This is a genomic window from Kyrpidia tusciae DSM 2912, assembly GCF_000092905.1.
GTDB lineage: Bacteria > Bacillota > Bacilli > Kyrpidiales > Kyrpidiaceae > Kyrpidia > Kyrpidia tusciae.
In genome coordinates, this window is record NC_014098.1 from 2,778,093 (window position 1) to 2,790,224 (window position 12,132).

General features: G+C 57.5%; 10 protein-coding genes and 1 CRISPR repeat array (1 of these 11 cut by a window edge). Of the genes, 1 reads left to right on the plus strand and 9 read right to left on the minus strand.

Features of this window, described 5'->3' with window-relative positions:
* A CRISPR array of direct repeats spans positions 1-558; the repeat unit is 30 nt; unit sequence GTTTCCATTCCTCATAGGCACGCTACGAAC; it begins 7,906 nt to the left of the window's first position.
* Positions 559-972: 414 nt separating this feature from the next.
* From cas2 to BTUS_RS13670, 9 genes are all read right to left on the minus strand, one after another.
* A complete protein-coding gene (gene cas2, locus BTUS_RS13630; protein WP_013076654.1) occupies positions 973-1,236 on the minus strand; it encodes a CRISPR-associated endonuclease Cas2 in 264 nt (87 codons plus the stop codon).
* A 192-nt stretch (positions 1,237-1,428) separates the two neighbouring features.
* A complete protein-coding gene (gene cas1b / locus BTUS_RS13635) occupies positions 1,429-2,424 on the minus strand; it encodes a type I-B CRISPR-associated endonuclease Cas1b (protein ID WP_013076655.1) in 996 nt (331 codons plus the stop codon).
* 17 nt (positions 2,425-2,441) lie between these two features.
* The gene (cas4, locus tag BTUS_RS13640) at positions 2,442-2,945 is read right to left on the minus strand and encodes a CRISPR-associated protein Cas4 (protein WP_013076656.1); all 504 of its coding nucleotides are present in this window, start codon (positions 2,943-2,945) and stop codon (positions 2,442-2,444) included.
* A 39-nt stretch (positions 2,946-2,984) separates the two neighbouring features.
* Positions 2,985-5,405 (minus strand): CRISPR-associated helicase/endonuclease Cas3, encoded by a 2,421-nt coding sequence (locus BTUS_RS13645; protein ID WP_013076657.1) that lies wholly within the window; start codon positions 5,403-5,405, stop codon positions 2,985-2,987.
* Entirely contained in the window at positions 5,399-6,115 is a 717-nt protein-coding gene (gene cas5, locus BTUS_RS13650; protein WP_218917971.1) for a CRISPR-associated protein Cas5, read from the minus strand. Before cas5 ends, BTUS_RS13645 begins: the two co-directional genes overlap by 7 nt.
* A 3-nt stretch (positions 6,116-6,118) precedes the next feature.
* Positions 6,119-7,099: a CRISPR-associated protein gene (locus BTUS_RS13655; protein ID WP_245543316.1), complete on the minus strand. Its 981-nt coding sequence runs from the start codon at positions 7,097-7,099 to the stop codon at positions 6,119-6,121.
* Between the two features lie 75 nt (positions 7,100-7,174).
* The gene (locus BTUS_RS13660) at positions 7,175-9,277 is read right to left on the minus strand and encodes a hypothetical protein (protein ID WP_013076660.1); all 2,103 of its coding nucleotides are present in this window, start codon (positions 9,275-9,277) and stop codon (positions 7,175-7,177) included.
* Positions 9,246-10,058 carry a CRISPR-associated endoribonuclease Cas6 gene (gene cas6, locus BTUS_RS13665; protein WP_245543419.1) on the minus strand — a complete coding sequence of 271 codons (813 nt, stop codon included), beginning with the start codon at positions 10,056-10,058 and terminating at the stop codon, positions 9,246-9,248. The genes BTUS_RS13660 and cas6 overlap by 32 nt, the downstream gene beginning before the upstream one ends.
* Positions 10,059-10,449: 391 nt before the next feature.
* The gene (locus tag BTUS_RS13670) at positions 10,450-11,223 is read right to left on the minus strand and encodes an NAD-dependent deacylase (RefSeq protein ID WP_013076662.1); all 774 of its coding nucleotides are present in this window, start codon (positions 11,221-11,223) and stop codon (positions 10,450-10,452) included.
* 284 nt (positions 11,224-11,507) lie between these two features.
* Here BTUS_RS13670 and BTUS_RS18520 point away from each other — a divergent pair, with 284 nt between their 5' ends.
* Positions 11,508-11,972 (plus strand): hypothetical protein, encoded by a 465-nt coding sequence (locus BTUS_RS18520; protein ID WP_013076663.1) that lies wholly within the window; start codon positions 11,508-11,510, stop codon positions 11,970-11,972.
* Positions 11,973-12,132 lie beyond the last annotated feature (160 nt).

The following is a 12,132-nucleotide window of genomic DNA, read 5'->3' on the forward strand; positions in this document are numbered from 1 at the left end:
CCATTCCTCATAGGCACGCTACGAACCCCTGCGTATTTAATCATGTTCTCAATCATATCGCTGGGTTTCCATTCCTCATAGGCACGCTACGAACGATGGGGACCACGCCGGATCGCGTCGTCTTCGAAGTTTCCATTCCTCATAGGCACGCTACGAACCACGTGCCCCACCCCATCAGTCCTCCACGAACTCGGTTTCCATTCCTCATAGGCACGCTACGAACTGGCACTGCAGGATGAACGGGTGGCCACGTTGCTCGACGTTTCCATTCCTCATAGGCACGCTACGAACGCGCCTTCCTGGTACAGACCTGGAACGCCATCGCCACCAGTTTCCATTCCTCATAGGCACGCTACGAACACATGCGAGTCACCGAGAGCGCGGTCGACGAGGTTTGGTTTCCATTCCTCATAGGCACGCTACGAACGGAGGGATTTGGATGATATTGACCATGATTGAAGAAGTTTCCATTCCTCATAGGCACGCTACGAACTTCGTCGACGTAGCGGACGTCCGGGGATTCGCGGAGTTTCCATTCCTCATAGGCACGCTACGAACCCCCCATTTTCCCCGCGCTATACGAAGGGCCTCTTGCTACTAGCATACAATGTGCGGAGAAGTGCATCAACTCCTGAAACGGAGTTTTTGTTTCAGATGACGCGAATTCTGGTGACTTTGAACAAGCCGTCTCTTGTCGTCGATCCCCCGGGTTTTTTGTTCGATCTCCGATCGACGACATTTCCATAAACAGGAATCGCCAAAGCGCCCTAGGCAAGAAGCGGGGCTGTTAGGATCAGAATTTTTGGCTAAATTCGATCGCTCATTACCTTCCATCCCGCGGGTTGAGGTTGGGGAACCAGCGCTGGGCTACAAAAGAAGGAGCCGGACCACAGCCCAGGCTCCCCAATCCACACGTCTTCTTCGCCAGCCCCCCGTCATCCCTAGGACCAAATCCCCCGACCTCACCCGCCATCACAAAATCTGATCAAACTTCCCCTTCTCAACCCCCATAATCTGCCTTTCCGAATAGGTCGTCGTTCTTAAAATATAAATAATCACCGAGTCCTCGTCCTCCCGAATGATTTCCCTTAATTCCCTTTTCAGCCTGTACAGATTCGCCTTCGTGATCTCCCCCTCCAGCACCGAATTTTGCACCCATGTCAGATACTCCCGGCACTTTTTCAACACTTTCGCCACCCGCTTCTGGGCCACATCGTACACCAGGATCACGAACACAGCCGAACCTTCCCCTCTCCTCACCTGCTGACCATACGCCACCCGGGCAGGAAGCGAGGGCTCACAGCTGCGCTGCCCCCTTCCTGCCCTCACGCCCGCATCCTCCGGTGTCGAGAACGTTTCCACAGAACCTGGCTGCGCTGCCCCCTTCCTGCCCTCACGCCGCCAAACCGGTCCATCCCTCGCCCTCCACTACCACTGGGCCACGAACGGCCGGTATTCCTCTCCTTCCACCACGTGTTTTTCCACTTTGTAAAGCTCCAGACGGATCAGGCGGCGATAGGACACCTCTCGCCCGATACTCCGATGACGGATCGTGGTCCCGAGACGCCGCTCCCACTCGGACACGAACACCTTGCGCCCGCTTTCTTTCAAATAAATCCCTTCCAACTTCGCATCAAAATCCCGTCGGGTAATCATTTTCTTTCCGAGCACGGTAAAAATCAGCCGGTCCACCAAAATCGGCTTAAAGATCTCCGCCACATCCAGATTCAGACTAAACCGGCGATAATTTGACGTGTGCAAATATCCAATTCTCGGATCCAAATGGGTCTTGTACGTCTCCCGCAAAACCGCGGAATACAACAGAGAATTCCCAAAACTGATCAACGTGTTCAGATGATTCTCCGGCGGCCGCCGGGTGCGGCGATCAAATCGAAAATCTTCCTGCAACACAATGGCATCGAATGCGCGGTAATACTGCTCCCGAATATTGCCCTCAAGGGCCATCAGAGCCGGAACCTCCGCCGTGTCGGGGATTTTCCCCTCCAGCTCCTGGATGCGCTCCAGGTGGCCCTCCACCTCTTTGCCCCGGTTGCGGTAATATTTTAACACCTGCAGCATATTGCGGGCCGCTCCCTCCACGAACCGCCTGGCCAGATCCAGGCGACGCTGCGGATCCAGATAGTGCTCCACCTGTTTCACCGTCACATGCCCTGCATTCAAATGCTCACGGGGATAAAACGTTCCCATGTAATATTCATACTCCGAATTAAAAATGTGAAGGAGGATCTCTTTCTGGGAGCAAAATTCCAAAAGACTTTTGGTCAGGTCCACCTCTCCGAACAAATAAATCTCTTGAATATTCTCCACAGGAAGGTACTTCGTTCCGTCCGGGCTCTCGAACACTAACGTGTTGTCCTTTCGTCGCAAGTGCCCGCCGGAAAACAGGTATACGCTTTTCCCCAACGTCTCGACCCCTCACTTCACGCCCAGCAATATTCCCCGTACGCGCATCTTTTGCACGCGGGGATTCGTTGCGCCGGCGGCGGCGTCTCCCGGCGCAACAATGCCCGAAGCTCTTCCACCGTCTCTTCGATCTTTGCCCGGTCCTCTTCGGTGAGCACCACCCGCTCGACCCTCCGCTCCTCCGGAACCACCAGTTCCCCTTCGGCCTCGATCCCCCTATTCTTCAATTCCCTGAGATAAAACAACACCTGCATCCGGGCGCCCTTCAGCGAGCGCCCGCTTTTCTTCACCTCGGTGACCACCAATGTTCCCGACTCCCGGCGCACCACGTCCAACTTCGAATGCGCCACTTCGACCTCCTTGCGGCCTCTGGGTTGCCGGTTCTCGTGCAAGAATCGGCCGATCACCACATTCTCATCATCCTCGTCCGGCGTCATTTGGCGAGACATCAGCCACGCTTCCCGGGGACAATACGTGTAATACCAGACGAGCGTCCCGTTAATGCGGATTTCCTCCTCCATGCCCTCACCTCGGCTCCCCCGACCCGCCCACCCATATCTTCATAAAATGCCAGTCTCCACCACTCCCGCGGCCAGATCGGCGTACCCCCGGTCCTCTCGGTACTCCACCAGGTCGGCGGCCAGTTTAATCTCCACGTCATCCGCCAGGTTTGCCGCCACCTGCAGCGCCATCTTCGGCGGCATTGAGACGATGAACTGCTGCGTCAACGCCATGAAGCGCTTTCGGGCCACAAAGGACAGTCCCCCCATCCACGCCCGGTCCAAATACCTTTCATAAATCTCCCGGACCTCCCGGATCCCGAATTCATTCATGCGCTTCCGGATGTCCTGGAAGATCCGGCGCTCCAAGTGCCCCTCGCCCCACGGGACAAAAATCGACACCCGCCGCGGATCCTGTTCGAAGGGCGACCAGCCGCTCACAGCACTCCACCGCCCTTGGGCCGCTTGGACCAGGGCCTTCATTTTCGCCGCGCCGCTGGAGCGGGCCGAGCATCGGGAAAAGTACTGATCCACCTCTTCGTACAGCTCGTGCTCCAGCCACTCGGCCGCCTTGCTCAAACTGCGGTCCGTCTCCTCCCGGACAATGGCGTTCTGATAGACCCAGACCCTGGAATCCTGTTCCCCGCCTCGCAAAAACGAAAAGACCACGATCTCCCCAGGCTCCCCCCCTGTCCCGTGCCGATTGACCCGCCCCGCCGCCTGAATCACCGAGGAGTAGATCGGCCGCGCCCGGTAAACTTTTTGAAAACTCACATCCACACCGGCCTCGATAATCTGGGTGGTCACCGCCCATAACCGCTGCCCCGCTCCCAAACGCTCTTTCATCTCTTCAATCCGCAGCCGCTTGTGCAAGGGCGTCATCAAGCCGTGGAGATGCAAAAGCCGCGGCTCCGAATCGGCGGGGCCCGCATCCTTCAACCTTTCAGACAGCTCTCGATAAACCCTCGCCGCATCCCCAATGGTGTTCAAAATCACGGCCAGATGCCGCGTGTCTCTCTCCCGTCCGACCAGATGATCGGCCAGCTGCTTCTCGTCCCACGGCTCAGCCACGACCCGGGCCCGGTATCGGTCCGGATAACGGATGTCAGGAGGTGCCAGGTGAATCGGGGACTCCTTCAGCCCCGGCCGGAGCGGCGGAAGGGTGGCCGTCACAAAGAGAAACGTCGCATTCATCTCCCGGGCGGCGCCCTGGATCATGGCGAGAAAAGGTTGCCAGACGGAGTCATCGACGATTTGTGGCTCGTCGACAATGACTACGGAATTCTCGAGCCCGGCCAGCCGGAGGGTTTCTTGGGCACGCTGCGCAAAAAAAGCCCGAAACATTTGGTTAAACGTCGTCGCCACCACCGGGGACTGCCAAGATTCCAGCAAGAGAATCGCTTTGTCATCCCATTCACGGTCCTCCGTCATTGACAGAGAATGGTGCTCCATGACTTCCAGCCCCGAGGCCTTGGCGATCTCTCCCGCAGCCTGGGACAAAATCGTCAAATAAGGAGCCACATAGACAATCCTTTCTTTCCCCCGGTCCCCGGCAATCTCCAGCGCCACCCGCAGAGCCGTGAGGGTCTTCCCCAAACCCGTGGGAAGCTTCAAGACATACAAGTCTCCTTCAGGGTTTTGGCGGTATCGCTCCACCGCTTGCTGGTGCACCCGTTGGCGAAGGGCCGTCACGCCGGTGAGCCCGCCTCCCGCCAGCGTGGATCCCGCCGCCTGTCGACCCTTATCTTCGAGAAATTTTTCCAAATGCGCCAAGGCACCCTCCAGCTCTTCGCGCTGAAGCCGCCGGGGCTCGATCTGGGCCGCGTCGAATCGATCCGCGCGAATCAGGGAGGCGGTAGAGAGGCGAAGACACGAAACCGGCGCCTCCGCCTCTTCGTACCTCGCTAACACTGCCTGACCCGTCCAATCCATGTACCATTTGGCCCAAGTGTCAACAAACCCCTTGTGCCAGGCCTTCAACGACCCCACCGTAGGAGCGGACCCGGCAACCTCCGGAAACAGCCGGCTGACCGCGTCGTGGATACCCGGGAGATCAAAGTGTTCCCATTGCGGCGGAAAGCTTCTCCAGGGCACTTCCGTTTCCTCGATATCGCCGAGCCTCCCGTGGTGGTCGAGAAGATCCCGGCACCACCACTGCACACGCCTCCGCAGCTCAGTCTTTTCCCTCCTGGGCATTTTCCAGATATTCAGCAACCGTTCGGCATAATAGGCATACAAAATGGCGCCGTATACCGAGTGCGGCGGCCCCTTCCGGGACCGCGGCGACTCAATGTACCACTGCCATTTTTCGTTTGACTTGCCAATGTCGTGCATCCAACCCGCCAGGTAATCCAGACGCTCGGCGGGCTGGCCCTGGAAATTGCCCACCCCCGATGCCACCGTTTCCAAGTGCCGGGGCAGGGGGAATTGACGTTCCCCCTCCGCAGGACGCGCCACACATTCACCAAATGGTCTTACCACAGGCATACCACCTCGTCCCCAAGTTGCGCAAACCGGACTTTCGGCTCCGCCGGGGAGGCCGCCGGGACAAAGGAAATCGGTTGCCCCTGCACTTCGTACACCAAGTGAACCGCGCCCCGAAATCGCCGTCCGCCCAAATAATGGTAATGAACCCCTCCGATACGCCCCACCTGCAGCTTCGAATCCCCCGGGGACATCACCAACCCCTGAACCACCTGGGTCGGCAGGACCGTTCGACAGCGATAGGTCATCCCCGGCGTCAACTCCACCTCCGGGACCTCCCAAGACCCCACGAACCGGGGAAAGGTCAGGGCAAAGGCACTCCCCAGATATGTGTGATAATGGCTTCTCCCCTCCCGGATCCGCGCCATCAATTCCTCTTGATAATCCCCGTGATAATAAATGCGATAAGCGGGATTGACCACCAATTCAATAGAAGTAGGACGATTCATCGCCGGCCCGCTCGTCAGAAATCCCTTCCCGAGCAAGGACAATTCCTGGAGAACGGTGCGCACCGGGGACAGCAGTTGGATGCCCGCCCAAGATTCACCGCTAAACTCCGCTAATCCCAGAATCGAGCCCAGCAGTCCCCGCAGAGCTGTGCGCGTAATCACCGGATACGACGCATGAGTGGCCGTAGTATCCGGTCGTCGGAAATGAGCCAGGGTGCCCTTCAGGTCGAACACCAGCAGCCGCATCACCTGTCCCACCTTTCACCATGCCGCCTGTTTCTCCCCGGGCAGCTCCCCCTTGATATCGAGGGACGGATCGATCCACCACCTCACCCGGGCCACCCGGTCCCGGTAATCCCGGAGGACCCGGCCGAGATCCTGCACATCCAGGGAGACCTCCGCCACCGAGCTCGGCCGCTCCCCGGACAACCAGACCTCTCTTTCGGGCAACAATCGCACGTGCTCCTCGAGATAGCCGATCCGGAAGAACGGGTCCGCGTACTCCACGTGGGCAAGAAACAGCGGTTGTTGGATCCCCCGCCCCCGGGCCTGGCGGTACTGCGTGCCCTTCCACAGGGCCTCGAGCAACAAATCCACATCGTCCTCGCTCATCCCCGTCTCCCGGGCAATGGATGCGTTGATGATGCCGGGCATCACAAAGACGGCAAAGGGCAGGGTGTAGGTGGTCCAAATCGTCCCCTGTTGTTTCCCCGCGCTTTCCTCGGATTCTCCGCCCCGGCCACTCGCCTTCTCGTTGATGTCTTTACTCGGCATCACCACCGTGCCCTGGACATAGCGAGTTTCCACTGGATGAAGGGAGTGAGCCCAACCGAACTGCACCGGACCGGTGAGATGAAAGGAAGATCCCCCCACACTGTAGACCGCCCCAAACACCCGTACATCAAAAGCGCTCTCCTTCAAAATCTCATCCATATTTCCTTTGCGTCCGGAGCGCTCCTGAATCTTTTTCGCCAGACTCCCCCGCCCGAGCAACTTTCCATCCTCGGTCTTTTCTTCCCGAACGAACACAAACTTGTTTTTGCTGTCACCGCCGTCGGGATAACGGGCAAGGACGTAGTCCCGAACGTCTCGTTTGATGCTGACATCGGACAGGGAGATCCGCCCGTCCTCTTCACTGAACAGCCGCCGGGCATCGCTCTCATTTAAGGGATCCCGGTTTGGAATCCCGTCTTTCACACTCTTGACGAAAATGATTTCTCCACTGCGAAGATCTGACATCATGCTTCACTCCTTCTCGACATATTTGTGGTTTATACGAAAGGCGCAAGTGGCAATCCGTGAGGATTCAACGGCCTCTCAAATCGCCGTTTCGCTCTCTCCTCGATCGTCCTCGGCTCCCTCGGACTTTTTGTCCGGGCGATTCAGGCAGTATCCCGCCCAAAATGCGGCCAGAAAGCCATCGGGGTCCTTGCGCAGCCCCTCCTTGTGTTCCAGAAACCCGGCCATCAAGGAGCCCAGCAGCTTTTCTAAATCCCAGACACCGATGCGATGCCGGGCGGCGTGGGTTTTTAGGTTCATGAGCCCATATTTCAGAACCACTTCTGGCGTCACCTGATTCCCAAAGGTGATGACCCGGCTCTCTAAGTAATCCTTATTTGCCTTTAAAAAATAACGTTTGCCAAACTCCCGCAGCAGATATCCACTGGCAAATCCCAGTTCCTGAACATCTTTCCAAACCGGCGGGTGGTCGACAGAGCCCTTTAGAAGTTCCAACATTTCCGGCCATGGACGCATGGGTGCTTCCGCTCCTTTCGCAGCCAGTTTCGCCGAGTAGCGCTGGAGAAAATCCGAAAATACCAGGTCAAACAGAACTTCTTGCCGAATGTCAAACAATTTCTGTGTATACTGGGAAGTCAACTCCCGCAATCGGGCCGCCGCCAATTCCACAAATCGCCTTCGACTCAGGGGTCGGCCATGCAGCACACTGGCCAGGGTCGCCCAGACGTGGGCCGGCCCGTAGGCTTTGGCCAACAAGCTCGGAAGAGACAAGAAGGATTCCTTCATCCTCTCCGCCAGGTCCGGGCCCAGCAGCCGCTCCCGCAACGGTTCGCTCTCTTCAAAAACCTCTCGGACAAGGTCATGTACAGACTTTGCCATGGACGGGATGATGTCTTCGATCACCGCCCGAAGATGAATATCGGCCCGGCTGGGATCGCCAGAATAGTAGAGGATCATGAGCCGATACTCCTGGGATTCATCCACATCCGGCAGCCACATCTCCAACCCGGTCAACGTCTTGAGGTGGAGGTCCCTGGACGACTCAAAGACGACCTGATCCTGGCCCATCATTTTAGACATTTTCTGGATAAAGGCTTTTCGTTCGTCGGGGTCCATCAGCCATTCGTCCAGCACCGGCAGAGGGAGGACACCCCCATAGACGGTGGGAATGTCGGCGGCGCTGCGCATCCTTTGTTGTTTTATGCCCGACGGGCTGCTGGCAGGGGCGAAGATTTCCCGAGCCAGCGACAAGGGCATGGGCCTGGTGAGCCGATCGAACACCCGGCTCCCGTACGTCAGAGCCTTGTAGCAACCGGGGCAAAGCGCCACCCCCTCCACCAGCCGGTCTTGGGACAACTCGGTCGCCAAGGGTCCCACCCAGGTGGTGGTGAACCAGTTCCAAGCTTTCGAATAAGCGGAAATCACTTCCCCGGTTGCGCCGCAAAAGGCGCAGATGGCATCGTCGCCGGAGAGCCGTCCCTTTTCTTCCCCCTCGGCGATCTTGGACTCCCAGAAGCGATCCACCGTGCGCTCCAAGTCCGCCACAATCACCCGGCTCGCATTGAGAAAGCTCGGGGCCAGGATTCCTTCCCAACCCGTCCTCAGCGCATAACTTTGGGATTCGTACCGAAAGGTGCTGCCATCGTTCATGAGGGCGAGGACCAACAAGCCAATCGCTTTCTCTTTGGCCGGAAATTCCGTAGCTTTGAAGAATTCGTGGATCCGCTCAGAGAGTTCGTCCACCAAAGGATCCGGGAGATCCCCCGCTGCGGTTCTCTTTAGCCGGCCCCGGAGAAAAGTTTCCACCTCCGCGACGTCCTTGCGAAAGGCCTCCACGTGCTTTTCATAGAAAAGATATGCCGGAATCCCATAACGACCCTGGGGATGAAGGGGACTTCCCCCCACAGGTACCACGAAAGGGGCGGTCCGGGCGTGTTCGTAATCCGGATACGCGATTTCTTTCGTCTTTTTCCCCTCTCGCTCGGTATGAACCTGGACCCACCGAACCCACTCCACAGCAATGGCGTTAGTCTCCGGGTCCACCTCGGCGATCACCACATGGGACAAGAAAGTCTTGGCGTTCACATCTCCAATATCGGACACCTGATCCAAAATCATCGCCGGCGGCAGTCCGCCGCTGACAAAGGGTTTACCCAGCCGAATAAGGCTCTCGATCAACATGAACATCACCGCCTTCCTCGGTGTACGTTTTGATCAAATCCACGCACCCGAATCCCTGGCTGTTTTTACTTCCCAAGGAAAAATCCAAAGCCAGGGAGAGGACTGCGGGTGGACCGGTCAGTTCGAACCGACCCGAATACCCCTGCACAAAAACATCCCGGTATACGACGACAGATTTTTTCGTACGCCCCACCGGGCGGATGTCGAAGGCGAAATCCTCCTCCGGGAAGCCGATTTCGATCCCGATTTCATCCCGGGCCACCTTCACCTTTTTGCGCAGATTCTCTCGAACCACTTCGGAGAAAGAAGACTCCCTGGGGTGAAAATAAACCGTGTACTTTCGGCCATCCGGCTTGAAAAGCGTCGAATATGCGGTGATCGGCGACAAAGTCTGGACGAGGATCCGGGAGGACTGAACTTTCGGGTTCGAGCTTTCGACCTCCGCCAGTTCCAACTCTACATTCCCCAGGCGAAGCATCGCATCCCCCAGCAACCGATCCAGCACCGCATGAGTGAATTCGGCGAGGGGAGACACCACCACCAGCCGCACCGGGCCAAAAAACCGAATCAGTCCTTGGTCGCGAAGAACTTCGTACTTCCCCAGCAGCCGGGAAAAAGAGAACATGCGAAACTTCCGTTTCAGATAAGAATAGCCTTCGTCGTGGAGAAACGCGGCAAAATCCTCCGGCAGGATGTGATACAGCGCCGCTTGAACGTATTCGTTGTACGTCAGCGGCAGGACAAAATCGTCCCGACCGGATGACGGCCGCATCGTAAGCACTAATCGCAACCTATTCACCTCCTTCACCTACAGGAAACCCTCGGCACCTTTGTTCTACCACATCGACAGTGACAAGATAGCTGTCAGTAAACAACTGTTCCCAGCAAATTTTTTTGGTTACCCTGGGGACAGGCGCCGCTCGCCCGGGGTACATTTGTGAAGCCCGGTCTCCTCTCCCTTTTCCTTATTTATGATTTAAGTTGTATGGGATTGTCAACCTCTTTCAAGCAAAATTTCCTTGACCATCCATTGTCCTTCTCTCCGGTCTCGAGAGCATAAAAAAACCCCGGCAGGGGGCGACCACGCACACGCACAGCAATTTTACCAATGCCTTATAGGAATTCTAGTGATCACACACAAATGATAAAATTTCCATTCCTGTCTAGGATATCTAGATCTTGAGACCTTGAGGGTCGCCCGACTGATTCCCCATCTCCCGATCAATGGCCGCCAGCACTTCCCCGGCCCTGCCGATGAGGACCTCGTCGAACAGAGCCTGCTGGTCGGTGGGCTCGAGGTTGATGAGCACGCGTTTGCCTTGGCTGAGGGCCGGCAACTGGTTCACCGGGTAGACCTCGAGGCTGGTGCCAATCACGAGGACCAGATCGGCCGCCCGCATGGCGGTTTCCGCGGCGTTCCAGGCGTCCATGGGCAAGAGCTCCCCAAACATCACCACCCCCGGCCGAAGACGTCCCCGGCAGTGCGGACAGGGCTCGCCGCCGAGAAACTCCGCCTCTGTGGCCGGCCGTCCGCAATCCAGACAGTAAAACCGCCGCAGGGACCCGTGCAGCTCATGAACCGCCCGATTCCCGGCCATTTGGTGAAAGCCGTCGATGTTCTGGGTGGCCACCGCCTGAAGACGGCCCGCCTTCTCCCAGCGGGCCAGGATCTCATGGCCAAGGTGGGGCCGGTGCTTTTTGATCTCGTCGATGCGCTTCCGGTAAAATTCCCGCACCCTCGGGTAATTGGTCTCCAAGGCCTCCACCGTCGCCACCTCCCGGGGGTCGACTTGGGCCCAGAGCCCGCCCTGGGAGCGAAAATCGGGAATGCCGCTCTCGGTGGACATCCCCGCCCCGGTCAGCGCCACGGCCCGGCGCGCCTTCCGAAGCCACTGCGCCACCCGGCGAATCCCGTTATCCCTCGGTTCGCGTTCCCGTTCGCCCAACGTCGTCCCGCCTCCTATTCCAACAGGCTGAGAAAATCCGGAGCGGCCATGGTCACCCGAAATGGATCAAAAACAGCCGCCCACCCGTGTGTTTATTTTACCATGGGAGCGAGTGGGTTCACAGCCGGTGAACAGACCTCGACAAAAATCGACGATCGGGGGAGACCGCTTCTCTCTCACTGCTCTCTTGTCCATTGTCTCCGGGTTTTGGCAAAGGGATCAACTTTGTTCTTCCCCGCTTTTCGCGTACAATAGCACCCAGGAAACCCGGGGGAGGGTGAGCCGTGGAACGGTTTAATGGGGAAAAGAACCAGATCATTCAGGCCATTTTGGAGCTTAGTGACATGCTGATCCAGTTCCGCAACGAGGTCCGGGAACGTTTCGCGGACATGGATCGCCGCTTTGAACAGATCGAAGTACGCTTGGATCGGCTGGAGCAGCGCCAAGATCGTATCGAGGAGCGACTGGATCGCATCGAGGAGCGGCTAGATCGCATCGAGGAGCGGCTGGATCGCGTCGAGGAGCGGCTAGATCGGGTGGAAGAGCGGCTGGATCGCGTCGAGGAGCGGCTAGGCCATGTGGAAACAACCGTGCAAGAAATACAGGCTGACTTGACCGCGTTGAAAACCCAGGTGGACCAAATGGATACGCGACTCGCCGGTGTGGAACAGAAAGTCGAGAAGATCCACGATCGCGTCGAATACTTGAAAGAAAAAGTCATGGAACACGACCAAGATGTTCCAGATTAACCGTAAGCTTTCCGGACGGGCATGACCGGTAAAGGACCGAAAACATCGTTCGGTCCTTTACCGGTCGATGCACACCCTCATTTGGCGATCCCTCGGAGTTAATTTGCCAGCGATACCTTGACAGCGATGCTTGCGACGCGTATATTGTTTTTGGGTTTGT

What these genes read in the sequence shown, in the direction of transcription:
- cas4 (WP_013076656.1), bottom strand. Translation starts at nt 2,945, where the DNA reads ATGGAGGAGGAAATCCGCATTAACGGGACGCTCGTCTGGTATTACACG.
- BTUS_RS13655 (WP_245543316.1), bottom strand. Translation starts at nt 7,099, where the DNA reads ATGATGTCAGATCTTCGCAGTGGAGAAATCATTTTCGTCAAGAGTGTG.
- BTUS_RS13660 (WP_013076660.1), bottom strand. Translation starts at nt 9,277, where the DNA reads ATGTTGATCGAGAGCCTTATTCGGCTGGGTAAACCCTTTGTCAGCGGC.